Genomic DNA, 24185 nt, shown 5'->3' with positions numbered 1-24185 from the left:
TCGGGTCGTTGAACATCGGGGCGTCCATTTCTGCCGCAGGCCGGATTTCTTGCAGAAGGGGGCAGGGTTTATGACAGTTCAATGAAGAAGAACCTATTTCGTTGAGGGTTCCCTGTATGGGCGGTGTCTCTCTGGCGACCGATCCGGATCGACGGGTCGACGCTGGTCGTTCCGTGGATGTCGGGACGGGGGCGGCAGCATGGTGCCAGGGGACTCAAGTGAAGAAATATCTTCTTTTTTCGGCGTGCGTCATATGTTGTTACGGCACGGCCGCCGACGCGGCGGGCAAGAAGCAGAAGACTGATTCCAATGACCGGAAGGCGCATTGGACGCAGAACGGGAACGGTACATCCGCTGCTGCCGGGAAGGGCAAGAAATCGTCGGGCCCTGTCGAGAAATCGAAAGCCGAAAAGCTGGATGTTCTGGGATACCGGACCACGGCGGGCGGCGGCATGATGGTGAAGCATACGACGCCGAAGAGCGTCAGTACGATCACCCATGACTATATCGATATGCAGTCGCCGACCTCGACGATCGAGTCCCTGATCCAGACGGTGCCCGGTGTCGTCTCCGCCAGTGAAGGGCCGCTGACGACGTCGTTCTCGACGCTGCATATCCGGGGCATGGCCCAGGCGGAAATCGGCGTGACGCTGGAAGGCATGCCGGCCGCGAATCCCTTTACCTACAGCACCTATACCCCGTCGCTGGTCGATAGCGAGAATATCAGCCATATCAATGTCATGCAGGGGTCGGTGGATATCAATTCGCCCACCTACAATGCGACGGGTGCTGAAATTTCCGCCTCGATCCGCCGTCCCTCCGACAAGCAGAATTTTTATGTCGCCGCGTCCGGGGGGTCCTATGGCACCAATAAGGATTTCATTCGCTACGATACCGGCGAGATCGGGCATACCGGTGTTCGTGGCTTCATTTCCGGGTCCTATGCGCGTTCCGACATGTGGCGCGGGACGGGCGATATCAGGAAATGGCATGTGGACGCGGCGCTGACGAAAAGCTGGGCGGCCAACAGCAATTCGGAAATCATTTTCGGCTTTACGCAGGCCGCGCAGAACGAATGGCTGTATCCCTCGCTGGCGAACTGGAAAACCTATGGGATGAACTACGGCCTGGATGACCATTATTCGGCTGGAGATACGCATTACCAGGATCTGAACGGCAAGAATACCGGATCGTATTATGGCGCGCTGAAGAACCATTTCAGCTTCGGCCATGGCCTGAGCCTGGACGCGGAAGCGTATTCGGTCGAGTTTCACGGCCCGTATTATTATGGCGAAACGATACCCGTCAAGAACGGCTATGTGGGTGCCGTTCCCTATAAATATCTCGATAATTACAAGAATCTTCCGGGATATGATCCGACAAACAGCAAGCTGACGGGGGCCGAGATTTCGGATTGGTACACCCTGTCGTCAGGGGTGAACCTGGTCGGGCACTGGCAGCATAAATTCAATACGCTGAGTGTCTCGTACTGGTATTCCTACGCGCAGGAAGCGGCGAGCGAGCGGTTCTACCCTGTCAGCAGCACGGGGCAGTGGAGTTCCAAGGTTCCGCTGACGGCGAATGGCGGGGTTCCATTGAACGAAGATAATGAAAACGCCTTGCAGCAATTGAACAGCTTTGCCGTTGACGACAAGATGTCGTTTCTCGACCATCGCCTGACGATCGACGGCGGCATCAGGATGGCGATGGCGAACCGGCAGTACACCCAGGACCTGCCCGGGGTGGTCGGAAGCAATTACAAGTCGATCAAGAATGTCTTCGTGCCGTCACCGCAGGTCCTGATCAGCTATCAGTTCAATCCGCATCATCAGATCTATGTCAATGGAACGACCGGCTATCATCTTCCGGCGGGATTGAGCTCGCAGCTTGCGACGTACAGTCGTTCCACCGGCAAGCCGGCATCCATCCCCATGTCGGATTACAAGCCGGAATATATGATCACCGAGGAAATCGGTTATCGCTATAGCGGCGCCGTGATGGCCAGTGTGGCGGGCTTCCATTACAACGTCACCAACCATCAGATTTCCGCCCTGAGCTACCAGCCCGGATCGACTTCCACGATCTCGCAACTGATCAATGCCGGCGGGCTGGAAGCCTATGGCATTCAGGCGGAAGTGGCCACGCATCCCTGGCATCATGTAAGCCTCTATGCGTCCGGCCAGTATATGCACACCAGTAACGGCAATAATATCGCCTATGCCGGCGACTATCTGGCGACCAAGGGCAAGCAGGAAGTCGGGGCGCCGAAATTCTCGGGCGCGCTGGGCCTGACCTATAATGACGGGACCTGGTTCGGGAACTTCAACCTGCAATATACGGATTCGCAGTATGCGACCCTGATGAACGACCAGAGCATTCCCCATTATATCACCGCCAATCTGGGCTTTGGGCGGCGTCTGCCGAAGATCGGGAATATCTCGCCCAAGCTGAAGATCAATCTGGTCAATATCGGCGACGCGCATTACCTGTCGTCGATGTATGGTTACACGACCAACGCGACGACGCAGACGGGCATCGTCACCGGCAAGAAGCTCACCGGCTCCCAGCCGACCTATGTGATCGGTTCTCCGTTCGTCGTCATGGCGACGCTCTCGGCGACGTTCCCGTAAGGAGCGGGTCAGACAGCGGGAGGCCTTCTGGCCTCAGAGCCTGACCTGAAATGCGCGCTGGCGGCGATCCAGCGCGCGTTTCCTGTGCTTCGCGGCGGGCGGCCATCAAGGCCGCTCCGCTCCGATGCTCGGAAACACACGCTGGGCGCGGCCCGTTCCGGACCGCTCTCGCTCGCCAGCCCACATTTCAGGTCAGGCTCTGAGTGGTGGCCGGGCGCTGTGTCTGCCCGGCCAACCGATCTGGACAGACAAAGTGGGGGCGGTCGAGCCTGCCTGGAAATGCGCGTTGGCTTGCTGCCTGCGCGCATTTTCTTTTTGGATCTCGCGGAGCGGACGGCGACCATGCCGGCGGGCCTTAGCTTGCCCGGATAGAGTGGTGACTGATCGACCCGGCCGGGCGTCTGGCTGCCGGAAATCGCGGGCGCGTGGGGTGGTGCCATCCCCGGAATGTGTTGCGCACGAAGACTTTTACGCACGAAGACAGCGAAACGCGCATAAGGGGTTGGGTGTTATCGTCATATCACGCAGACTACTGCGTCGGCCGGCGCGGGAAATCGTGCCCCTGTCGCGGAGCTTCTGCCTGGCGCCGGTCGGAAGAGAGAGGAACTCCAGACGTGTCATCACTGAACCCGCGCGCGTTTCGCTGGAATGCATCCGGGCGCCGAGCCAGGGCGGTCGGGATTACGCTGGGGATCGCCCTGGCAAGCCTTGCCCTGCCGGCTGCCGCCGAACCTCCGCCGGTCGTGGCGGCCTCCGGGCCGCGCATGCCGGGGAAACTGCTCTATGCCGAACTCGCGACCCCGAACCTGGACGCGGCAAAAGCTTTCTATGGCGCATTGCTCGGGTGGACGTTCCGCGACGCCACCAACCCACGGGGGCGGGCGGTCGTGGCCCTGGTGCACGATCAGCCGGTCGCCAGCCTGATCGAACGGTCGCATCCCCCGCGCCATGGCAGCCCGGCCTGGCTGCCCGTTCTCTCGGTGGCCGACCCTGCCGATGCGGTGGCGAAGGCGAAATATTGGGGTGGCAGGGTCATCCTGCCGCCTGCCGCGGTCGCCGAGAGCGGCCTGACGCCGGGGGAGGAGACGATCCTGGCGGATCCGCAGGGCGCGCCCTTTGCCGCCTTCCGTGCCCGGACGGGCGACGCGCCGGACGACGACACGCCGCCCGCGCAGGGTGAATGGATATGGAGCGCCCTGCTGACGCGCGATCCCTTCACCGCCGCCGGGTTCTATCAGCAGGTCTTCGGCTATCAGGTGCAGGCCGCGCCGGATGCGACCAAGGACACCGCGTATCTGCTGCTGTCGCAATCCGTTGCGCGGGGGACCGTCAACCCGCTGCCGGCGCGCGTGCCGCCCAGCGCGCGGGGGCGCTGGGTCGCCTTCGTCCAGGTGGACGGCGTCGGCGCCTCGGCCGAAGCGGTCGAACGGTTGGGCGGAAAGGTGCTGGTCCAGCCGCATCCGGACCGCCGGAACGTCATGATCGCCATCGTGTCGGACCCCGCCGGAACGGTGTTCGGGCTTATGGAATGGCATGGGGCGGATCCGGCGTCGGCAGAGCAGACGGAGAATGCGAAATGAAGCGCGGTTTCTTTCGCGTCCGCATTGTGATCGGCGCGCTTTCCCTCCTTGGGCTCCTTGGCGGCTGTGCCGATTATGATGGGTATGGCGGGTATGGCGGCGGATATGGCGGCTATTACGACTACGGCCCAGGCTGGGGTGGTGGCTGGGGCGGCGGCTGGGGCCCCGGATACCGGATCGGCCCCGATGTCGGTGGCCGCTGGCGGGGTGGGCCACGTGGCGGTGGCGGTTTTGGCGGACGCGGCGGCGGTGGGCGTGGCGGCGGCGGCCCCGGCGGTGGCGGACATGGTGGCGGTGGGTTCGGCGGCGGTGGCGGCGGCGGACACGGTGGCGGTCCCGGCGGCGGCCATGGTGGAGGCGGTGGCGGTGGTCACGGCGGCGGCGGGCATGGCGGTGGTGGGGGACATCACTGACGCGGCGCGATCGGACGATCGATGATATCAGTGATCTCCCGGCAGCCCGCTCTCGGGCCGCCATGGCGCGCTGATATGCGGCGGGCGGCCCCCGATCATGACCGCGCCGCAGTCAGGTTAGCCGGGAGCGGGTAACCTGGCCTCGATTTTTGTCGGGGGCGGTGCGTCAGCACGGGAGGGTGCCGTCTATCCTCACCGAAAGGTTTCGGGCCGATCTCGTCAGGTATTCGCGCACTGGCGGGCTTGCCGGCAGAACCATGTAGCCCGAACATCGGTCGCCAATGAGCAGGGACGCTTCACGGCGGCGTAGTCGCCAATGGAGTGCGATAAGCACGCAGAGTGCGGCGTCCAGCTTGTCCTGGTCCGATTTCCGGGGGCGAACCGATTTTCCCGCGGCGCGACACCATTCCGCCAGTTCCGTGCAACCCAGCAGCCGCGCCTGTTGTGCCGCGCAGGCCGTGACCCGGACCCAGTCGGCCACGCGAAAGGTTTTTGCGCGCGCCGGATTGTATCTGGGGGCGTTCAGTCGCCCGAAAAAGCCGTCGCCTAGCGACGCCAGCGCGAGAGCCGGGAAGACTTCCATCAGATAGAGGCCGCTGGCAGCCAGCCTTGCTTCCTCGGGATCCTCCTTCGCATTCAATGCCGTCAGGAAACGCCAGATCGGCGAGGCGTTGCAGAACATGCCCGATCGCCCGCGATTGGCCGGCTGTACGCCACCGCCGAGCCAACTGACGAGGGTGGCGGCCACCCGTTCCACCGGCCGCATGCCGGCAGCATTGGGCACGATCGTCGGTTGGTCCAGCGCGACGAGTGTGATGCCGCTTTCGGTACGGACGGTCTGGATGAAGGCGAGAGCCTGGTCGAAGGAGACCAGTCGAGGCGCATGGAAGGATGTTGGATGCCCGTTTTCGATACCGACGGCGCAGATGGCACCGGGTGCCTTCGGGTTGTCCGTCCATGCGGAATCGAAACCGATATAGATGTCCATGCCTGCTTCCCTGACCCGATCCTGCGGCGCGCGATCGTAGGGCCGGGGCGTAAACATAATGCTCACCATCGGTCGTGGCGTGCGATTTATCGGGCGCCGCAACGACATGCGCGGGGGCTGTTCCTGGCCGGCAGGGCATCCTGCATTCAGGCGCACCGGGTGGAGACGCTTTTTCCCTTTATGCCTCGGGTGGCAATGTGGGCGGGTCGAAGGGCTGGGTGCCGGTGCGCCAGCGTTCGGGCCCGTCGGGGGTGGTGAGAAGCGTCCGGGCCGCGCTGTTGAGAAAGACGGGATCGCTCTTGAGGCCGATTTCGGCCTCGATGCTCTCCAGGCGTTTTTCCAGGGCGAACAGGAAGATCATGAACTGATGCGCGGCGTGGGCCTGGTCGCCCTGGTAGCCGAGATGCTTTTCGCAGAAATCGCCCTGCCGGCATAATGCGACATCCAGGCTGTAATAGCCCCTGCATACCATGGGGCGGGCGGCATAGATCGAACAGTTTCCCTCGAAGAGGAACGGGCAGAACGGGACGCCGGTCTCCGTGCGGTCTTTCAGGGCCTGAAGGCGATCCGGCGGGAAGGTCTGCCGTGCCTCATGGACGGCCAGGAGCGCGAACAGCGGATTGACCTGCACCAGGCTGCGGCAGCACGTATCGCAGCCCCTGGCACAGGACCGTGGCGCGGTGGGGCTGATCTGCCGGAGGGTATCGGCGACATCCTCGCAGAAATCGAGTGTGCGCCGCGCGAGACGGAGAAGATCGGCTTCGTTGGTGGCGGCCGGCAGGTCGCGCCGGAAGGCGGCATCGGCCTGATTCATCTTCTGGCGCATATAGGTGAGGGGCGAGGCATCGCGGGGGGCGGGCTCGTCAGTATTCATAAGGCGAATTGGTCCGAATTGACTTGGGGCTCTGCTGGGAGCGCCTTTTCAGGCTGGTGGTTCTGCCCGATCGAAAGACGGAGCTCTCTCGTATTCAGGGGATGTTGGAGGGCGTGGGGACGGCGTCGATCAATTGGCGGGATGTGGATTGGATTGATTCATGTCTGAATTTTCTTCGTGGTGTCATGAACGATTGGGATGGTCAAAGGAAAATGGCCGTCAATAGAGAAGATTTCTGAATGGTAATCTGTCGGGCTCTCCCCGCTGAAAAGGGGGCGGAGCGCCGTCTGGCGTGCGGTCCTGTGCCAGCGGGCGCCGTCCGGGGAATGGAAACGGGCGCCCGGTGGGGGAGTGTTCAGGTGACGGGGATGCGCTTGCCCAGTTCGTCGATCAGCACGCGGATATTGTCGGAATAATCGATCGGGATGGCGATGATCTGCACGCCGCCCTCGACGAAGGCGCGTTCGAGCGTTGCTTCGAAATCCTCGATCTTTTCGACGAAATGGCCCTTGGCGCCGTAGGATTCGGCGTATTTGACGAAATCGGGGTTGCCGAACGTCATGCCGTAATCGGGGAAATGATCGACCGCCTGCTTCCAGCGGATCATGCCGAAGGCGCCGTCATCGATGATCAGGGACACGAGGTTGAGCTTGAGGCGGACGGCGGTTTCGATTTCCTGGCTGTTCATCATGAAGCCGCCATCGCCCGAGACGGCCAGCACGCGCCGGTCGGGATAGAGGATGGCAGCCGCGATGGCCGAGGGCAGGCCCGCGCCCATGGTCGCCAGCGCGTTGTCCAGCAGGAGGGTGTTCGCGACGCTGGTGCGATAGTTGCGCGCGAACCAGATCTTGTACATCCCGTTATCCAGCGCCACGATGCCGTCCTGCGGCATCACCTTGCGGATATCGGCGACGACCCGCTGCGGCGTCCAGCGGTCGTCGGTGGAGCCTTCCAGGATGTGCGCCAGGATGCCGTCGCGCAGGCCGAGAAGGGCGTCGGCATTGGCGAGGCGGCCTTCGACCTGGTCGGCCAGGCGCGACAGCGAGACGCCGATATCGCCGATGACTTCGGCCTGCGGGAAATAGACCTGCTCGACCTGGGCGGGCTCGTAGCCGAAATGCACCACGTCCGGCCCGTTGGCGCCCATGATGAAGGGGGGTTTTTCGGCGGTGTCGTGGCCGATCGACAGGATCAGGTCCGCGCGTTCGATGGCCTCGTGGACGTAATCGCGTTCGGTCAGCGCGGCGGTGCCCATATAGAGTTCGCTGCATCCGCCGACCGCGCCCTTGCCCATCTGGGTGGTGAAGTAGGGCAGGCGCGTGCGCGAGAAGAATTCGTACAATTTGCCGGCGAGGCGCGGGCGGGAGGCTGTGGCCCCCAGCATGACCAGCGGGCGTTTGGCGGACAGCAGGAGGTTGGCCGCGATGCGCAGTGCTTCGTCACCGGCGATTGGGGCATCGATGGGGTGGGGGTGGATCAGCGACAGGTTGCCGCATTCCTCGCGCGCGATGTCTTCGGGCAGTTCGAGATGGACCGGGCCCGGACGTTCTTCCGCCGCCACGCGGAAGGCGTCGCGGATCAGGGTCGGGATCATGTGGGCGGAGACGATCTGCCGCGCCATCTTGGTGAGCGGGCGCATCGTCGCCACGACATCGACGATCTGGAAGCGGGCCTGGCGTTCGGACAGGATCGGCTTCTGGCCGGTCAGCATCACCATCGGCATCGCGCCCAGATGGGCGTAGGCGGCACCGGTGGCGAGGTTGAGCGCGCCGGGACCGAGGGTTGCGAGGCACACGCCCGGCTTGCCCGTGAGGCGGCCATGGGTCGCGGCCATGAAGGCGGCCGCCTGCTCGTGGCGCGTGATCGTGAGCTTGATCGAGGACGTGCGGAGCGACTCCACGATATCGAGATTCTCTTCGCCGGGAATGCCGAAAATCCGATCGACGCCCTCGTTTTCCAGGGCGGCGACGAGGAGGTCTGATGCTTTTGTCATATGATCATCTCCGGACAGATAATAACCTGTCATGCATCGTTGTCCGGAAAGAACAGGGAAGAAAGCGTTCGGGCTGTTCACATCACGATCAGGCCCGTCACGATATGAGGATGTTCCCCGTGGCGAAATCCGTCCGGATGGGTGGCATCCGAACAGATCCCGGGCAAAGGCTCAATCGGCAATTCGCGGCCGTCAGCTCTCCGGATTAAGCATTGCCGTCATTGCCCCAGGGGAGCCTGGCCGGAAATGTGGGCTGGTGAGCGAGAGTGCCGCGCAGCGGCACGGCCGTCGTGTGTTTCCGAGCACCGAAGCGGAGCGGCCTTATCGGCCGTGAGCATCGGAGCGCAGGAAACGCGCGCCGGATCGCCGCCAGCGCGCATTTACGGTCAGGCTCGTTTGAAGCGGATCAGGCTGCGGGAGGCGCCGCGATCGGCCCAGTTGGGCATTTCGCGCCAGGGGGTGACGACGGTGGCGTAGGGGCCCTCCACCCTGACGGTGCGCCGTTGTTCCGTGCCGACCCATTCGGGGGCCCAGGCGGTTTCGACGCTGGTGATCCACTGATCGTGCTCGATCCGATAGCGGCCGATATAGGCGACCAGCGTCTTCATGAGCTGCGCCCGGTCCCAGTCCGTCACCGCCGGCTGGCGATTGCTGCCTTCCAGGTTGAAGGCGACCCATCCGTCGGCGGTGAAAACGACCCGTCCGCGCGGGCATTCGCCCATGGCCTCGATCATCTCGCCGGTCTTCTTGTCTTCGACCTGATAGGAAACGAGCTTCCAGGTGCCGATCAATTGTTGTGCCAGATCGTCGGAATGGGCGTGCTTTAACTGCGTCACTTTGAGAATGACTCCTCTTGAAACAAAGGCCAAGTAAGTGAAGCCTTTTGGCTTCGGGCAGTATTTTTGTTATTCTTGTTTTGACTGTTACATTGGGTGTTTCGTGGATAGTTATTCATTTATACGAGGGGAATGTAGGGCATTTGAGCGGTTTTTTCTATTCAAAATGGGACAAAAGATTTATGCTCGTTCGACAAAAATCGGAGCCGTCCAAAAATGATCTACGATGAAGTAGGCGACCTGAGGTTCTTCGTGATGCTGGCCGAGGCGCAGAGCATGACCAAGGCGGCGCGCGGGATGGGCACGTCGCCGGCCGTGGTGTCGCGGCGGCTGGCCCGGCTGGAAGGCCGGCTGGGCAGTTGCCTGGTGAACCGGAGCACGCGGCGCTTCAAACTGAGCGAGACGGGGCAGATCCTGTATGATCGCGCGCTGCGGATCGTGACCGATATCACCGATCTGGAGGCCGAGATTTCCTCGGCCGAGCGGATGCCGCAGGGCAGCCTGAATATCGGCGCGCCGCTGGAACTGGGGCGGCGCCTGATCGCGCCCTTCGTGGAAGCGTTCAACGAACGCTATCCCGAGCTGAAGATCGGGTTGGCGCTGGTCAGCGAGGGGCGGCATGAATTCGGCGACTGCCTGGACCTGATCGTGCGGCTGGGCATGCCCGACATGCCGACCGCCATCGTGACGCATCTGGCCTCGACGACGCGCATTCTCTGCGCTTCGCCGACCTATCTCGCCCGCGCGCCGGCACCCGCGACGCTCCAGGACCTGGCGGCGCATGATTGTCTTTGCCTGCGGCGCAGCAAATCCATGACCCTCGTCAACCGTTGGGCGTTCGGCGAGGAGGAGGACCGGGAGGTGGTGACGGTGCAGCCGCGCCTGTCCTCGACGAGTTGCGAGGTGATCCATGACTGGGCGTTGTCGGGGCAGGGGATCGCCTACAAGCTGATGTGCGATGTTCATGACGATCTGAAATCCGGCAAGCTGGTGCATGTTCTGCCGGAGCTCTCCGGGGAGAGCATCGATTTCTATGCTCTGCGGCCGCACCGGCAGGGCGTGCGGGCGAATGTGGATGTGTTCCTGCGGGAGTTGCGGGCTTATCTGCGGCGGTGCGGCGGGTTTTCCTACCGCGCATGAGAATGAACGAGGGAGGGTGCCCATGACGCGATCGAGGCTGTTTCAACCGGTGGGGATTGGCGGGCTGACGCTGGCCAACCGGATCGTCATCGCGCCGATGTGCCAGTATTCGGCCGCCGAGGGCCATATGACGGACTGGCATCTGATCCATCTGGGCAATCTGGCGCTGTCGGGGGCCGGGCTGCTGACGATCGAGGCCACCGCCGTTCTGCCGGAAGGCCGCATTACCTATGGCGATGTCGGGCTGTGGGATGACGGCACGGAAGCGGCGCTGCGCCGCGTTCTGGAGGGGGTGCGGGCGTGGTCGGACATGCCGATCGGGATTCAGCTTGCCCATGCCGGGCGCAAGGCGTCATGCGAGGTGCCGTGGAAAGGCGGGCGGCAGATCGCGCCCGATACCGCGAACGGGTGGCAGACGGTGGCGCCTTCGGCCGTGCCGTTTACCCCGGAGACGCATGCGCCGGTGGCCCTGGATCGCGACGGCATGCGGCAGGTGCGCGAGGCTTTCGCGGCAGCCGCGAAGCGGGCGGCGCGGCTGGGGCTGGATCTGGTGCAGATCCATGCCGCGCATGGCTATCTGCTGCATCAGTTTCTCTCGCCGTTGTCCAACCTTCGGGACGACGAGTATGGCGGCGCGCTGGAAAACCGGCTGCGCTTTCCGCTGGAAGTGTTCGATGCCGTGCGCCAGGCCTTTCCGGACAAGCCCGTTTCGGTCCGTGTTTCGGGCACCGACTGGGTGGAGGGCGGCTGGACGATCGACCAGACCGTGGCCTTCGCGCAGCGCCTGAAGGAACGGGGGTGCGATGCCGTGCATGTCTCCAGCGCGGGGTTGAGCCCGTTGCAGGAGATTCCGGTGTCGCCCAGCTATCAGGTGCCGCTGGCCCGCGCCGTTCGGCAGCAGGTGGACCTGCCGGTGGTGGCGGTGGGGTTGATTACCGATTTCGACCAGGCGGAGGGGATCGTCGCCACCGGCGATGCGGACATGGTGGGGCTGGCGCGGACGATCCTGTACGACCCCCGCTGGCCGTGGCATGCGGCGGCCCATCTGGGAGCGCGGGTGAAGGCGCCGGACCAGTATCTGCGCTGCCAGCCTTCGCGCTATCGGGATCTGTTCGCGGTCTGACGACCGGGCGCGCGGGCATGAAAAAACGGCACCGCCATCGGGGGATGGCGATGCCGCTTGAGGTTTCACGGCGCGAGGGTTGGGAAATCGACGGTTGGGAAACTGCCGGAACGCCGTGAGTTCCTTCCTAATAATGAGAATGAATATCAATTGCAACATAAATCGGGACCGGGTGGCCGTTCCTGGAGGGGGGATGGGAGGTTATTGATTTATTTCAAGTCCCTGGAAGCCGGGACGCATGCGCATGCCGGATATGATTGTTCCATGACGGCGGGGCGGCGGGGTTGCCGATGCCGGAACCGCTCCCCACATGGCCTCTCGAACGTCATGTTCATGGAGAAGACAATGTCGAACAAGACCAAGGGCCTGACCGCTGGCGAGGCCCATGTTCACACCTATCTCGGGACACCGACCGATCTGAAGAAGGAGGCGGTCGAAGGCATTTCCGCCGGTCTGCGGTCCGTTCTGGCCGATGTGTTCGCGCTCTACATCAAGACCAAGAATTTCCACTGGCACATGAGCGGTCGGCATTTCCGCGATTTTCATCTGCTGCTGGACGAGCAGAGCGACCAGATCTTTGCCATGACCGACCCGCTGGCCGAGCGCGCGCGCAAGCTGGGGGGCACGACCCTGCATTCGATCGGCGAGATCAGCCGCCTGACCAAGGTTGCCGATAACGACGCGCTCTACGTGACGCCGGAAGACATGCTGGCCGAACTGCGCGAGGACAACCTGGCGCTGACGGGCCGGCTGCGCGCGGTACACGCCATCTGCGACGAGGGCGGCGACGTGGCGACGGCGAGCCTGCTGGAAAACTGGATCGACGAAACCGAGCGCCGGACCTGGTTCCTGTTCGAATCGACCCGCCCGTCTTTCGGCGGCAACGACTGAGAGGACGGTCGCGCGTTCGCGCGCGTCTTTCTGATCTGACCTGTTCGAGACCCCGTCGCGGCCGATGGCCTGCGGCGGGGTTGTCGTTTGGGAGGCCCGGTCTGGCGTGCAGGCTGTTACGCCTGACGCGGCAGGGGGCGCCGCTGCCGTACCGTTTCCGCCAGCAGGGTATCGATTTGCGCCTGTGTCCGGGCCATGGCTTCAGGGGCCAGGGGAGCGATCGTGTAGGCGAGCGACATGTGGAATCCGTACTGGCTATGATCGGTACGGTGGATGGCCAGTCGTGTGGCGATTTCGTCGCGCAGGCGCCGGATGGCGGCCTCCTGTACGTGGTTGAAACCCGTGACCTTCAGCCGGACACCGCGAGCGGTCATCTTCAGGCCGGTGGCGCGCATGACGATGGGTTGCGGGTAGTCGAACGGGGTAGCGGCCAGGAGTTGGGCGGCATGCTGTGTCACCGTGTCGATCGGCGCGCCGGTCGGCAGGGAGGCGGGCCAGTTCCGGGGCGTGCGTTCGTGGTCGTTCACGCCTTCGAAGACCGTCATGTGAAAGGAAGAGGCGGGGAGGATGGCGAGTTGCCGGGCGATCGGGCTATTCGCCAGCGCGTCGCGCAGCCTGCCCATGAGCGTGGCGGCCGCCGATCCGCCATCGAGCGGGATGATGATCGTGTTGCCGCGAAAGGGCATCGCCGCGCCGCGGGCGTCGAACTTGCGCCCCACTTCAGGCGTCGTGCTGGCGGGCGCGGCACGTGGAAGGAGCAGGCTGCCCCCGATGGTCGCAAGGACAAGGCGTCGGGTGGTCGCACCGGTGGACATCATGTTGCGGCATTCTGTCGGGAAGGTTGCGGAAACGAAGCCGAAGCTTCCGGTCCGATACGGACAGGCGGGAGGAACGGAAAACCGTGTCCGTTCTATATCCGCGTCTTGCCGGGAGTGTCATGTTATCGTGTTGTGAAGGCTGACAACGGAATGCGACGGCGGTTTTAACGGCTGTTCCCGCACGCCCACTGTCGCAGGTCCGCGACAGGTGTTGCGCGGGCCTGTCACGAGGACGCGAGAGCGTGTCGGGGGCCTCTTCCGCACCGCAGCGGCCTGTGGCGATCTCATGCCCGGCAGCCGGCGTTTCGCCTGGCTCAACGGGAGAGGATTGCATGGCAATCACGGGAAAGGTCGCGCTGGTTACCGGGGCGGCCCAGGGCATCGGCCGGGGCATTGCCCTGCGGCTGGCACGGGATGGCGCCGATGTGGCGCTGGTCGATCTCAAGGCCGAGGCGCTGGACGCGGTGGCGGCCGAGATCGCGGCCCTGGGGCGCCGGGCCACGACCTTCGTCGCCGATGTGGGCGACCGCGAACAGGTGCGCGCGGCGGTCGACCATGCGGCGCGGGAACTGGGCGGATTTGACATCATGGTCAACAATGCCGGCATCGCGCAGGTCAAGGCGCTGGCCTCGGTGACGCCCGAGGATGTGGAGCGCATTTTCCGGATCAATGTCCAGGGCGTGCTGTGGGGCATCCAGGCGGCGGCCGACCGGTTTATCGCCGCCGGCCAGAAGGGCAAGATCATCAATGCCTGCTCGATCGCGGGGCATGACGGCTTTGCGCTGCTGGGCGTCTATTCGGCGACGAAATTCGCCGTGCGGGGGCTGACCCAGGCGGCGGCGAAAGAATATGCCAGCAAGGGCATCACCGTGAATGCCTATTGCCCCGGCGTGGTGGGGACCAGCATGTGGGTCGAGATCGACCAGCTCTTCTCCGAGATCACGGGGGCGGAGAAGGGGGCGACCTTCCGCAAATATGTCGATGGCATCGCCCTGGGCCGGGCGCAGACGCCGGAAGACGTGGCGGGGCTGGTGTCGTACCTCTCCGGCCCCGATTCCGATTACATGACGGGGCAGGCGGTGCTGATCGACGGTGGGCTGGTCTATCGCTGATAAGGTGGCGCTGATCGCGTCCGCGCCCATTCAGGGCTGGTGGGAAAGGATGTCCCGCCAGGTCTCCTCGGTAGGGCGGGCCATTTCGAACAGCGCGTCGCGCCGGATCGCGGCGTAATCGCCAGAGCGGCCGGCGCGCAGGATCGGCTGCGCCCCGGCGGTGTCGTAGCTTCCTTCGGCCAGCAGGGTGCGCCGGATATGCACCTCCACCACCTCGCCGAAGACCATCCAGCTTTCCAGATCCTGCCCCTCGGCGGTGCGCAGTTGCAGCATCTGGGTCAGGCGGCATTCGAAATGCACCGGACTGTCCGCCACCCGTGGCGGGCGGACCTGCGTGGAGGGCAGGCGCACCAGGCTGGCGAGGTCGAATTCGCTGACATCGTGCGGGACGGCGGCGGAACTGAGATTCATCGAACCGGCCAGGGGCAGGGTGGCGAGGTTCCAGACGAATTCGCCCGTGGCCTGGATGTTGGCCACCGTGTCTTTCCAGCCGATGCTGGAAAAGCCGATGACCGGCGGCTGGTAGTTGAAGGCGTTGAAGAAGCTGTAGGGTGCGAGATTGGCCCGGCCTGCCGCGTCCACCGAGGAAATCCAGCCGATCGGGCGTGGCCCCACGATCGCGTTGAACGGGTCGTGCTTCAGGCCGTGGCCGGTGGCGGGCCGGTAGGAATGGAAGGCATCGGGCGGATCGGATGACATGGCTGGCGTCCTCGACGGAGGCTGGGGGAGATCGTGCCGTGGCCGGCGGGGGATGTCAGCGGCGGTGCAGCCGGAAGGCGGGGGCGTGGCTGGGCCGGGTGGACAGCACGCCGACCGGCAGCACCGGCCGGTGGTCGGCGAGGGTGAGCGAGACATCCTGGAGCAGGCGGGCCAGCACCAGCACCGCCTCGGTCATCGCCAGTTGCGCGCCGATGCAGACATGCGGCCCGGCGCCGAACGGCAGGAAGGTGAAGCGCGGGGGATCGGGGCGGTCCAGAAAACGCTGGGGATCGAACTGCGCCGGGGCGTGCCACAGGGCGGGATTGCGGTGCAGCATCCAGAACGGCAGCAGCACCATCGCGTTGTCGGGCAGGGCGTGGCCGCATAATTCGGTTTCGCCCGCGGTTTCCCGGCCGCTCATGAAGGCGGGGGGATAGAGGCGCAGGGTCTCGCGCACCACGGCCGTCGTGACGTGCAGGGAGGGCAGCGACGTGGCCGCGCCGTCGGGCGTCAGGTCCTTGTCGCGCACTTCCTGCGCGATCTCGTTCTGCCAGCGGGGGGACTGGGCCAGTAGCAGGCAGGCCCAGAACAGGACCGATGCCGTCGTTTCATGCCCGGCGACGATCATGGTGGCGACTTCGTCGATCAGTTCGGACGTGGTGCCGCCGCCCTGCTCGCCGAAGGCCGCCTGCATCAGGTCGAACAGGTCGCGCGGGGCGTCCGTGGGGGCTTGCGCGCGGCGCGCGGCGATGATCCGGCCGATCAATGCCACCCATTGGCGGCGGAAACGCGCGCGGCGCCAGCCCAGCAGGGTCGGCGTGCCGGGCGGCAGCAGGAAATCGGAGGGGCGGGGCGTGCCGATGCCGGTCATGAAGCGGGTGACGGAATCGCGCAACGGCTGGTCGAACGCGCCGATCTCCAGCGAGAACATGGAGACCGCCGCGACATCCAGCGCCAGGCGCCGCATGGCCGAGAACAGGTCGACCGGCCCGCCGAGATCCAGGCTTCGGCAACCCCGGTCGGCGCAGGCGGCGATGTGCCCCGCCAGCACCGGCACCGTGCGCGGGGTGAAGGCCGGGGCCATGGCGCGGCGCTGCCGCCGCCACGTATCGCCCTCGCTGACCAGCAGGCCGCGCCCGACGATGGGGCTGAGCACGCGCTGGCCGACGCGCATGCGGCGATAATGCCCGGCATCCGACGTCAGGATCGCCTGCATGGATTCGGGACCGGCGGCCAGCACCAGCGGGCGGCCCAGCGCGCGCAGGCTGACGACCGACTGGGTGAAACAGCGCCCCGGAAAGGCCGAATAGCCGTTGCGCCGCAGGGACGCCAGAACGCGCAGGCCCCCGGCGCGTTCCGACAGAAGAGGGGGCATCGGCGGAACGAGGGGAGATGAGTCGAGCACGCGCGGACCTTTGCTGGACGGGTGGCCAGCGTAGCCAAACCGGTCGGGGCGGGAAAGCGCGGCCGGTGCGTGGGAGGGGTGCGATCTGGCCCGTGCGCCGGAGAGAGAATGTTAATTCTCTGTCGCAACAATTATCTGTCGTGCGCGCGGGGGATTGTGATAGGCCCTCGAAGAGGTACGGCATTGTTTTGCTGGAGCCTGTATCGCCTGTCGTCGTGAGTTGATTGCGGGAGCGAAATGCGTAATAGCCCGTCGGCATTGTTTGGCGACGGCGGCGCGTGGTGCCTTTGTTGCCGGTCTTTTTGCGGCGTGCCGTGCGATGGGGCCGCGGACATTCAGGCGATGCGGGTATGGGAACAACTGCGCCGGACAAGGCGATTTTGCGACGGATCGGGGTAGCGTGCGAGCCTGTGTGGGAGGCCGTTTGAACAGGCGATCTGCCGGGCGGAGGGGGAACAGGCCGCGTTTTCTGGCCGGGATGCTGGGGATCGGTCTGGCCCTTCTGGTCCTGCGGCCTGTTGCCGCGCGGGCGGAGGCCCTGAATTTCCTCGTCTGGGAATGGGGCATCAGCCCTGATGTGGTCCGGGCCTGGACGGCCATGACCGGCGTCGCGATCAATCAGATCGTCTTTGACAATGGCGACCGGCGGGACCTGCTGATTGCGAACGTCAATGCGCCGATCGACCTGGCCGTGGTCGATAGCGCCCATGTCCAGGCGTTCGGCGAGCGGGGGCTGCTGCTGGACCAGTCCGGCCTGCCCTTGCCCGAGACGTCGCGCAGCGAGGAGCGGTGGCGCGGCATGTGCGGGCGCTATGGCGTGCCGTATAGCTGGGGGAATACCGGGATCGTCTATCGCGCCGATCGCCTGAAGGTGGCGCCGCAATCGTGGGGCGACCTGCTGAAGCCGGACCCCGCCCTGGCCGGGCATATCGCCATGACCGACGACCAGGAGGAATTGCTGGCCGCCGCCCTGAATTTCATGGGACGCCCGATGAACAGCGGCGATCCGGGGGATCTGCGCCGGGCCTTCGAACTGCTGCGCGCGCAGTCGCCCGCCGTGCTGACCTATGGCCTGCCCACGACGGCGCAGCAGCGGCGCGATGTCCGGGGGCAGATCTTTATCGGCCTGGGAGGGACGGGAGACCAGAAGACCTTGAACATGGACGGTGGGGGAAAGGAGACCTGGCGCTTCGTGACGCCGCGCGAGGGCGCGATGGTGTGGACCGATTGTCTGGTCGTGCCCAGGCGCACGCGCAACCCGGGCATGGCGGAACGGTTCGTCGCGTTTCTGGCGCAGGCCGACAATGCGGCGGCGAATGCCATCTTCCTGCGCCAGCCGACGACCAACGCCCATGCGGCCGCCCTGCTGCCGGCCAGGATGCGCGAGGACCCGCAGATCTATCCGCCTGCCGGTTATCCCATTCTCTATCGCGGGCCCTTTCCGACCGACAGCCTGCCGCTGCGGCGGCGTATCCTCTCTGCCCTGCTGGCGCTCCATGACGCTCAGTAGGCGTGCGTTCGCGGTGCTGTTTCCCATCGTCCTGCTGGGGCATATCCTGGCGGGCGGGGCCGCGTATCTGGGGTATCGCCACGCGCTGGTCACGCAGAACAGGGCCAGGCTCCAGCAGAATCTGTCGCAGCTTCAGAACGCCTACGCCGATTATGCGTCGCTGGATTCGCAATTGCTGTATGTGGTGCGCAACAGCCCGGCTTTCCTGGCCTTTGTCGATGAAAGCGATGCCGAATACCGGACCAGGGTCCTGGCGATCGGTGTGCAGGACAGCCTGCAATCGCTGCTTCCCAATGACGGGACGAGCGTGTCGTGCAGTGTTTTCCAGTCGGATGGAAAGCAGATTTTCTATTTCGACAACGGGACGGACCCGTTCCAGAAGCTGGGGGCGCGCCAGTCGGCCTTCGCGCAGGCGGTGCTGAACGACGATGTGGCATCGCGTTCGGGACTGGTGACCGAGGGAGACGGCACGACCTATCTGGCGATGGCCGCGAAGGTGCAGGCGCGCACGGGCGGCGTGGGCGTTGCGGGGCCGCAGCCGGATCAGGCGGTCGTCATGCAGGTGGCGGTGCGGCCCCGCCGGTTCGAGACGATCCGCGACACCATGGCCAGGGAATATGGCGCGCCGGTTGTGCTGACGGATCTGCCACCGCCGGCATCGCACCGGGAGTTATTCGCCACTATTCGGCTGGCGCCCGGCCTTTATGCGCAGGAAACGCCATCCGTCGCCTATCTGCGTGCCCCGCTGACGCGCTTTGCCGCCGTGACCGGTCTGTTCGTCATCATGCTCAGCGTGGTGTCGGTCTCGGTGCTGATGGTGCTGGTGCGCCGCTATATCATCGTGCCGGTGGAGGAGCTGGATCGTCAGGTGACGGCGATTACGGAAAATCGGCGGCAGGATATCGACGTGCCCGATCTGGGGGAGGTCGGCCGGCTGGCGGCGAACGTGCGGCTGCTGCATGGCCAGTTGACGCGATCGCTGCGCCAGGTCCGGCAGCTCTACGAGACGGATCTGGTGACGGGGATCGGCAACCGGATCTATTTCAACGCCAAGCTGGACCAGTTCTATCAACTCAGCGCCACGACCGGCCGGCCGCTGACGATGTTGTTCATCGACCTGGATAATTTCAAGCAGGTCAACGACCTGCATGGTCACCGGACCGGCGATGCGCTGCTGGGGGCGGTGGCGCATGCGCTGAGTGCCGCCCTGTGCGATGCGACCGGAGATGGGGCCGAGGCGATGGGCATCGTGGCGCGGCTGTCGGGGGACGAATTCACCGCGCTGATCCTGGCCGATCCGCGGAGCGCGGTGGTCAGGACGTTGATCGACGCCTTCCTGCTGAAGTTTCGCGGCGGCTTTCAGGTCGATGCGGCGTCTTATCCCGTCACCGCCAGCATCGGGGTGGCGGCGGCGCCGGGCGATGCCGATACGTCGGCGCATCTGCTCTGGTGCGCGGACCATGCGATGTATCATGCCAAGGCCGCCGGCCGGAACACGGTGGCCTTCTATGCCGACCTGCCGCGCGATGAAGTGGCCGGGGCGGCGCCGGAGCGGGGCGTTATGCCGGGAGAGCGCGGACGAGCAATGCGGCCACCGCTTCCACAAGCTGCCGGTCCCGCGGTGTGAAGCGGTCGGGGATCGGGCTGTCGATATCCAGCACGCCGATCAGCCGGTCGCCGACGAGGAGCGGCACCACGATTTCGGAGGCCGAGGCGGTGTCGCAGGCGATATGGCCGGGAAAGGCGTGGACGTCCGCCACCACGATGGTCTCGCGGCTGGTCGCGGCGGCGCCGCAAACCCCCTTGCCCAGCGGGATGCGGGTGCAGGCGACCCGGCCCTGGAACGGCCCGAGGACGAGCTGGTCGTCGCGCAGGAAATAGAAGCCGGCCCAGTTGATGCGGGGCAGGGCCTCGAACAGCAGGGCGGCGACATTGGCCGCGTTGGCGATCAGGTCGGGCTCGCCGGCCAGGATGGCCGCGACGCTGTCCAGCAGGTCGTCCGGCGTGACACGTTGATCGGCAGGCTGGTGGCTCATGGACATGCTCCGGTCGTCGAACGCCCTCTCATACTGCGAAGTGCAAATAAGTGGAACGTGGGGGAAAGCGTGGCCGGAAATGTGGGCTGGTGAGCGAGAGCGGCCCTTCGGGGCCGCGCCCGTCGTGTGTTTCCGAGCACCGGAGCGGAGCGGCCTTGACGGCCGTGAGCACCGGAGCGCAGGAAACGCGCGTCGGATCGCCACCAGCGCGCATTTCCGGCCACGCTTTCAGCGGTCGGTGTGGCCTAGGGTGCGCTCGGGATCTATCTTGTCGCGCACTCTCTGCTTCAGCTCCTTGGGGCCGGGGAAGCCGCCGTCGCGGGTGCGTTCCCACAGCAGGCTGTCATCCAGCATGATCTCGAAGCGACCGCCGCTGTCGTCGGGGATCAGCGCGACCTCGCCCAGCGCGCTGCCGAAGGTCGAGAGGAGTTCCTGCGCCATCCACGCCGCGCGCAGCAGCCAGTTGCAGCGGATGCAATAGCGGATCGTCAGGCGCGGGTGCTGGGTGGGCATGGCGCGGTCTTTCCCGAGGCGGTGGCCCGGGGCGGTGCGCCCGGCCGGTTCCCGGAGGGAACGCGGCTTGCCTCGCAAAGGATGCATGGGGGTGGGCGGGGCGCCCCGCCCCGCCCATGCCGGTCGGGCGGATCAGACCGTCTTTTTCAGGTTCGGGCTGGCCTTGAAGCGGACGGTCTTGCCGGCCTTGACCTTGACCGGTTCGCCGGTGCGGGGGTTGAGGGCCTTGCGGGCCTTTGTCTTGTGCACGGTGAACGTGCCGAAGGAGGGCAGGGTGAAGCCGCCTTCCTTGTGCAGTTCGGCCACGATCGCATCGATCAGGTCGTTGGCGGCCTTGCCGGCGGCAACGCCCGTGCAGTTAAGAGAATCCTGAAGAACGGCGGCGATGAAAGCCTTGCTCATGGAGGAGCGTGTCCCAATGGTTAAAGATGTCGGGACGGTAGCAGCGGGATCGGAAAAATGTCTAATCCGATCGTAACGAAATATGCCTGAAACGCCGTCTTTTTTTGGCAGGTGTGGACGAAAAGCTGCTTTTGGCAGGTTTTCGTCCGGTAAAACCCGCTCTTACTGGGCGGTATAGCCGCCATCGATGACCAATTCGCTGCCGGTCATGAATTTCGATTCGTCGGAGGCCAGGTAGAGGATGCCGTAGGCGATGTCGTCGGCCTCGCCCAGATGGCCGATCGGGTGCAGGGCTTCGAGCTGCTTGCGCGCGGCGGCCTGGTCCGGGGTTTCGCCGGTCAGGCCCTGGACCATCGGGGTCCAGATATAGCCGGGATGGACCGAATTGACGCGAATCCGGTAGCCGGAGCGGGCGCAATGCAGGGCCGCCGACTTGGTGAACAGGCGCACGCCGCCCTTGCTGGCGTTGTAGGCGGCCAGGGTCGGGTCGCCGATCAGGCCCTCGATCGAGGACAGGTTGATGATCGAGCCGCCATGGTCCTTCATGGCGGCGACGGCGGCCTTCGTGCCCAGGAACACGCCGTCGAGATTGATCGACTGCACGCGGCGCCAGTCATGCAGGCTGGTGCTTTCCACCGTGCCGGAATAGGCGATGCCGGCATTGTTGACCGCGATATCCAGCCGCCCGAAGCGGGCCAGGACGGCGGCGATGGCCTGCGTCCAGTCCTCTTCGCGGCTGACATCGAGGGGAACGAACAGGGCTTCGCCGCCCGCCGCCTCGATTTCGGCGACGACGGCATGGCCTTCATCGGCCTTCAGGTCGGCGACCGCGACCTTCGCGCCCTCCCGGGCCAGCATCAGGGCGGTTGCCTTGCCGATGCCGAGGGACGCGCCTGTGACGATCGCGACTTTTCCGGAAACTCGTGCCATGACGGCGCTCCATGATCAGAAATGGCGTGCACTATGGTGAGGACGCTGGGCGGGATTCCATGATCTGGGTCAAGGCGCGGATGCGGCTCTTCGGCCTCGGCAGGCCGCGCGTGGGTTGGACGATAGGCCGGCGTGGTGCGGTTTTCCAGGAAATAGGTGGAACGGGCACCCTGTGCGTGGCGCGCCGCCGGCGGGGAGGCTGAAAAGTAAATGGAAACTTCATAATTCGGGTGGGTATTCGATTGTAGGGTCGCGCGCCTCTCCCGGCCATTCCGGCCCCGGGTAGCGGCGCGAGATGGAACGAAAGGATGGCTTGTGCGATCGCCGGGTATCAAAGGGTCGTTGAGTATCGTTCTGTTTCTGATCGCTCTTTCCTGTATCGTTTCGGGATTGTCTTCGATACGGGGCCTGACCTACGTCAATGGGCGGGTCGAGGACATCACCAACCGGTCGCTTGCCAGCATCAAGGCGCTTTCGACCCTGCGCACCGAGATCCAGAATTTCCGGGGAATCGAGATCCGGCAGCTTGCCGTGGCGTCGTCGGACGAGTTCAAGACGCTGTCCGGCGAAAGCGACGCGGTGTCCGACAGGATCGCCCATGCCATCGACCGGTATGTGCCGTTTATCACGACCGACCGGGAGCAGGCGCTGTTCCATAATATTCAGGAGCAGTGGTATCAGTACAAGGATCTGCACGACGACACGTTCAAGGACTGGTCGGTTGCCCAGGACCATGCCCATGCGGTGGCGACGGCCGGCCAGGGGCTGGTCGATGCGGAGGAAACGGTATCGGAGACCCTGACCTCGTTCCTGGATGGCAGCATCGGGGATGCTGCCTCCTATGGTGTTCAGTCGGCGACCGTCTACAGGACGACGGTTCGCTGGGTTTATGCGGCCTATGCCGTGCTGTTCGTCGTTATGCTGGCGGCAGTTCTCGTGGTTCTGTACACGATCCTGCGGCCGCTTCAGCGGATCAATGCCTCCATCACCCGGCTGGCGGCGGGCGAGACGGACCTGACATTCCCGATGGCCGGCAGGACGGACGAGATTGGTGCGATTTCCCGTTCGCTCGAGGTCTTTCGCGTTGCGGCCATCGCGAAGCAGGCGCTGGAGCGGGATGCCGAAGACCAGCGCCGGCGTGCGGAGGCCGAGCGCGCCGCCATTCAGGAACAGGCCGAGGCCGAGGCGCGGGAATGGCTGCTTCAGGCAACCAGTGCGCTGGCTGACGGGCTGAAACGGATGGCGGGCGGCGATCTTTCCTTTCAGATCATGACCCCGTTTTCGGCGGAATTCGAATCCCTGCGTCGCGATTTCAACCGGTCCCTGGCCCAGCTTGGCGCGGCGTTCGGCCAGATGTCGGCTGCTGTTCGCGTGATCGGTGACGGGACCCATGGGCTGGCGGCCGGGGCGGAGACGCTGGCACGGCGGACCGAGCATCAGGCCGCCGCGCTGGAGCAGACGAATACGGCGGTGGCGGGGATCGCCCGGAGTGTTGCGGATACGGCGGAACGCTCGGAGACGGCCCGCGAGATCGGGGCGCGGGCGCGCCGGTCGGCGGCGACGTCGAGCACCGTCACGCTGGAGACCGAAGAGGCGATGCGGCGGATCGAGCAGGGATCGGAGAAGATTGCCGCGATCGTCGACATGATCGACGGGATTGCCTTCCAGACCAATATCCTGGCGCTGAATGCCAGCGTCGAGGCGGCCAGGGCGGGGGAGGCCGGCAGGGGCTTTACCGTGGTGGCCAGCGAAGTGCGCCTGCTGGCGCAGAAAAGCGCCGATGCCGCGCGGGATGTGCGCAGCGTGATCCGCGCGACCGCCGCCGACGTGAAGGAAGGGTCCAGCCGGGTCAAGGATTGCAGCGGGACGCTGCGGACGATTTCCGATTTCATTGGCCAGATGGGGCAGCATCTGGATGCCATCGCCGTGGCGGCGAAGGAGCAGTCGGCGAGCCTGTCGGAGATCAATGCCGCCATGGGGGCGCTGGACCAGACGACCCAGCAGAATACGAATGTTGCCGAGACATTCAACGGAACCTCCAGGCAACTGGCCGCCGAAGGGCGCAGGCTCAGCGGACTGGTGGAAAAATTCCGGCTGCCGGGAGGACGTGCGCATGCGCCCCGGATGATCGCCGTAAGCGGGCGTTAGGAGCGCGCGTTTTCGGCCAGACTTATAGAGGCGGTTTGCAAAGTCGGCCTGCCGAGCGAGAGTGCCGCGCAGCGGCACGCCCGGCGTGTATTTTTGAGCATCGGAGCGGAGCGGCCTTGATGGCCGTGAGCACCGAAGCGCAGA

Annotated in this window: 21 protein-coding genes; 10 read left to right on the top strand and 11 right to left on the bottom strand. The window is 65.0% G+C overall.

Annotated features, from left to right (window positions below; genetic code table 11):
• The first annotated feature begins 218 nt into the window (after window positions 1-218).
• From ACMAUO_RS04625 to ACMAUO_RS04615, 3 genes are all read left to right on the top strand, one after another.
• A complete protein-coding gene (locus ACMAUO_RS04625) occupies window positions 219-2630 on the top strand; it encodes a TonB-dependent receptor (protein WP_420355801.1) in 2412 nt (803 codons plus the stop codon).
• A 614-nt stretch (window positions 2631-3244) separates the two neighbouring features.
• Window positions 3245-4210: a VOC family protein gene (locus ACMAUO_RS04620; protein WP_420355800.1), complete on the top strand. Its 966-nt coding sequence runs from the start codon at window positions 3245-3247 to the stop codon at window positions 4208-4210.
• 105 nt (window positions 4211-4315) lie between these two features.
• Window positions 4316-4648 (top strand): hypothetical protein, encoded by a 333-nt coding sequence (locus ACMAUO_RS04615; protein WP_420355799.1) that lies wholly within the window; start codon window positions 4316-4318, stop codon window positions 4646-4648.
• A 141-nt stretch (window positions 4649-4789) separates the two neighbouring features.
• Here ACMAUO_RS04615 and ACMAUO_RS04610 read toward each other — a convergent pair whose 3' ends face one another.
• The 4 genes from ACMAUO_RS04610 to ACMAUO_RS04595 form a co-directional block, all read right to left on the bottom strand.
• On the bottom strand, window positions 4790-5611 hold the full coding sequence (locus tag ACMAUO_RS04610) for a DUF429 domain-containing protein (protein ID WP_420355798.1): 822 nt from the start codon (window positions 5609-5611) through the stop codon (window positions 4790-4792).
• Between the two features lie 178 nt (window positions 5612-5789).
• The gene (locus ACMAUO_RS04605; protein ID WP_420355797.1) at window positions 5790-6485 is read right to left on the bottom strand and encodes a hypothetical protein; all 696 of its coding nucleotides are present in this window, start codon (window positions 6483-6485) and stop codon (window positions 5790-5792) included.
• A 355-nt stretch (window positions 6486-6840) separates the two neighbouring features.
• Window positions 6841-8478: an acetolactate synthase large subunit gene (locus tag ACMAUO_RS04600; RefSeq protein ID WP_420355796.1), complete on the bottom strand. Its 1638-nt coding sequence runs from the start codon at window positions 8476-8478 to the stop codon at window positions 6841-6843.
• A gap of 386 nt (window positions 8479-8864) precedes the next feature.
• On the bottom strand, window positions 8865-9314 hold the full coding sequence (locus tag ACMAUO_RS04595) for a lipocalin-like domain-containing protein (RefSeq protein ID WP_420355795.1): 450 nt from the start codon (window positions 9312-9314) through the stop codon (window positions 8865-8867).
• A gap of 216 nt (window positions 9315-9530) precedes the next feature.
• Here ACMAUO_RS04595 and ACMAUO_RS04590 point away from each other — a divergent pair, with 216 nt between their 5' ends.
• From ACMAUO_RS04590 to ACMAUO_RS04580, 3 genes are all read left to right on the top strand, one after another.
• Complete coding sequence (locus tag ACMAUO_RS04590; protein WP_420355794.1) at window positions 9531-10454, top strand: LysR substrate-binding domain-containing protein; 924 nt, start codon at window positions 9531-9533, stop codon at window positions 10452-10454.
• A 22-nt stretch (window positions 10455-10476) separates the two neighbouring features.
• Window positions 10477-11577 carry an NADH:flavin oxidoreductase/NADH oxidase gene (locus ACMAUO_RS04585; protein ID WP_420355793.1) on the top strand — a complete coding sequence of 367 codons (1101 nt, stop codon included), beginning with the start codon at window positions 10477-10479 and terminating at the stop codon, window positions 11575-11577.
• Between the two features lie 345 nt (window positions 11578-11922).
• Window positions 11923-12468: a Dps family protein gene (locus tag ACMAUO_RS04580; protein WP_420355792.1), complete on the top strand. Its 546-nt coding sequence runs from the start codon at window positions 11923-11925 to the stop codon at window positions 12466-12468.
• A 116-nt stretch (window positions 12469-12584) separates the two neighbouring features.
• Here ACMAUO_RS04580 and ACMAUO_RS04575 read toward each other — a convergent pair whose 3' ends face one another.
• Complete coding sequence (locus ACMAUO_RS04575; RefSeq protein WP_420355791.1) at window positions 12585-13286, bottom strand: DUF1868 domain-containing protein; 702 nt, start codon at window positions 13284-13286, stop codon at window positions 12585-12587.
• A gap of 332 nt (window positions 13287-13618) precedes the next feature.
• Here ACMAUO_RS04575 and ACMAUO_RS04570 point away from each other — a divergent pair, with 332 nt between their 5' ends.
• A complete protein-coding gene (locus tag ACMAUO_RS04570; protein WP_420355790.1) occupies window positions 13619-14398 on the top strand; it encodes an acetoin reductase in 780 nt (259 codons plus the stop codon).
• A 30-nt stretch (window positions 14399-14428) separates the two neighbouring features.
• Here ACMAUO_RS04570 and ACMAUO_RS04565 read toward each other — a convergent pair whose 3' ends face one another.
• A complete protein-coding gene (locus tag ACMAUO_RS04565) occupies window positions 14429-15097 on the bottom strand; it encodes a flavin reductase family protein (RefSeq protein ID WP_420355789.1) in 669 nt (222 codons plus the stop codon).
• Window positions 15098-15152: 55 nt separating this feature from the next.
• Window positions 15153-16502: a cytochrome P450 gene (locus tag ACMAUO_RS04560; protein WP_420355788.1), complete on the bottom strand. Its 1350-nt coding sequence runs from the start codon at window positions 16500-16502 to the stop codon at window positions 15153-15155.
• Between the two features lie 424 nt (window positions 16503-16926).
• Between ACMAUO_RS04560 and ACMAUO_RS04555 the strand changes: the two genes are divergently transcribed.
• The gene (locus tag ACMAUO_RS04555; protein ID WP_420355787.1) at window positions 16927-18012 is read left to right on the top strand and encodes a polyamine ABC transporter substrate-binding protein; all 1086 of its coding nucleotides are present in this window, start codon (window positions 16927-16929) and stop codon (window positions 18010-18012) included.
• Complete coding sequence (locus tag ACMAUO_RS04550; protein ID WP_420355786.1) at window positions 17999-19639, top strand: diguanylate cyclase domain-containing protein; 1641 nt, start codon at window positions 17999-18001, stop codon at window positions 19637-19639. Before ACMAUO_RS04555 ends, ACMAUO_RS04550 begins: the two co-directional genes overlap by 14 nt.
• Here the strand turns inward: ACMAUO_RS04550 and ACMAUO_RS04545 are convergent.
• From ACMAUO_RS04545 to ACMAUO_RS04530, 4 genes are all read right to left on the bottom strand, one after another.
• A complete protein-coding gene (locus tag ACMAUO_RS04545; RefSeq protein ID WP_420355785.1) occupies window positions 19572-20048 on the bottom strand; it encodes a free L-methionine (R)-S-oxide reductase MsrC in 477 nt (158 codons plus the stop codon). The genes ACMAUO_RS04550 and ACMAUO_RS04545 overlap by 68 nt on opposite strands.
• A 228-nt stretch (window positions 20049-20276) precedes the next feature.
• Window positions 20277-20561: an Rdx family protein gene (locus ACMAUO_RS04540; RefSeq protein ID WP_420355784.1), complete on the bottom strand. Its 285-nt coding sequence runs from the start codon at window positions 20559-20561 to the stop codon at window positions 20277-20279.
• Between the two features lie 132 nt (window positions 20562-20693).
• Window positions 20694-20963: an HU family DNA-binding protein gene (locus ACMAUO_RS04535; RefSeq protein WP_114727596.1), complete on the bottom strand. Its 270-nt coding sequence runs from the start codon at window positions 20961-20963 to the stop codon at window positions 20694-20696.
• 162 nt (window positions 20964-21125) lie between these two features.
• The gene (locus tag ACMAUO_RS04530; protein ID WP_420355783.1) at window positions 21126-21893 is read right to left on the bottom strand and encodes a glucose 1-dehydrogenase; all 768 of its coding nucleotides are present in this window, start codon (window positions 21891-21893) and stop codon (window positions 21126-21128) included.
• Window positions 21894-22235: 342 nt separating this feature from the next.
• Between ACMAUO_RS04530 and ACMAUO_RS04525 the strand changes: the two genes are divergently transcribed.
• A complete protein-coding gene (locus tag ACMAUO_RS04525; RefSeq protein ID WP_420355782.1) occupies window positions 22236-24041 on the top strand; it encodes a HAMP domain-containing methyl-accepting chemotaxis protein in 1806 nt (601 codons plus the stop codon).
• Window positions 24042-24185: the final 144 nt, after the last annotated feature.

The sequence above is a fragment of the Gluconacetobacter brunescens genome (assembly GCF_048695475.1).
Taxonomy (GTDB): domain Bacteria; phylum Pseudomonadota; class Alphaproteobacteria; order Acetobacterales; family Acetobacteraceae; genus Gluconacetobacter.
This window is presented reverse-complemented; position numbering and strand designations above follow the sequence as displayed.

Coding starts and splice junctions, on each gene's coding strand:
- ACMAUO_RS04565 (WP_420355789.1), bottom strand. CDS start 15,097: ATGTCATCCGATCCGCCCGATGCCTTCCATTCCTACCGGCCCGCCACC.
- ACMAUO_RS04600 (WP_420355796.1), bottom strand. CDS start 8,478: ATGACAAAAGCATCAGACCTCCTCGTCGCCGCCCTGGAAAACGAGGGC.
- ACMAUO_RS04580 (WP_420355792.1), top strand. CDS start 11,923: ATGTCGAACAAGACCAAGGGCCTGACCGCTGGCGAGGCCCATGTTCAC.
- ACMAUO_RS04540 (WP_420355784.1), bottom strand. CDS start 20,561: ATGCCCACCCAGCACCCGCGCCTGACGATCCGCTATTGCATCCGCTGC.
- ACMAUO_RS04570 (WP_420355790.1), top strand. CDS start 13,619: ATGGCAATCACGGGAAAGGTCGCGCTGGTTACCGGGGCGGCCCAGGGC.
- ACMAUO_RS04575 (WP_420355791.1), bottom strand. CDS start 13,286: ATGATGTCCACCGGTGCGACCACCCGACGCCTTGTCCTTGCGACCATC.
- ACMAUO_RS04545 (WP_420355785.1), bottom strand. CDS start 20,048: ATGAGCCACCAGCCTGCCGATCAACGTGTCACGCCGGACGACCTGCTG.
- ACMAUO_RS04585 (WP_420355793.1), top strand. CDS start 10,477: ATGACGCGATCGAGGCTGTTTCAACCGGTGGGGATTGGCGGGCTGACG.
- ACMAUO_RS04605 (WP_420355797.1), bottom strand. CDS start 6,485: ATGAATACTGACGAGCCCGCCCCCCGCGATGCCTCGCCCCTCACCTAT.
- ACMAUO_RS04535 (WP_114727596.1), bottom strand. CDS start 20,963: ATGAGCAAGGCTTTCATCGCCGCCGTTCTTCAGGATTCTCTTAACTGC.
- ACMAUO_RS04615 (WP_420355799.1), top strand. CDS start 4,316: ATGGCGGCTATTACGACTACGGCCCAGGCTGGGGTGGTGGCTGGGGCG.
- ACMAUO_RS04610 (WP_420355798.1), bottom strand. CDS start 5,611: ATGGACATCTATATCGGTTTCGATTCCGCATGGACGGACAACCCGAAG.
- ACMAUO_RS04550 (WP_420355786.1), top strand. CDS start 17,999: ATGACGCTCAGTAGGCGTGCGTTCGCGGTGCTGTTTCCCATCGTCCTG.
- ACMAUO_RS04590 (WP_420355794.1), top strand. CDS start 9,531: ATGATCTACGATGAAGTAGGCGACCTGAGGTTCTTCGTGATGCTGGCC.
- ACMAUO_RS04530 (WP_420355783.1), bottom strand. CDS start 21,893: ATGGCACGAGTTTCCGGAAAAGTCGCGATCGTCACAGGCGCGTCCCTC.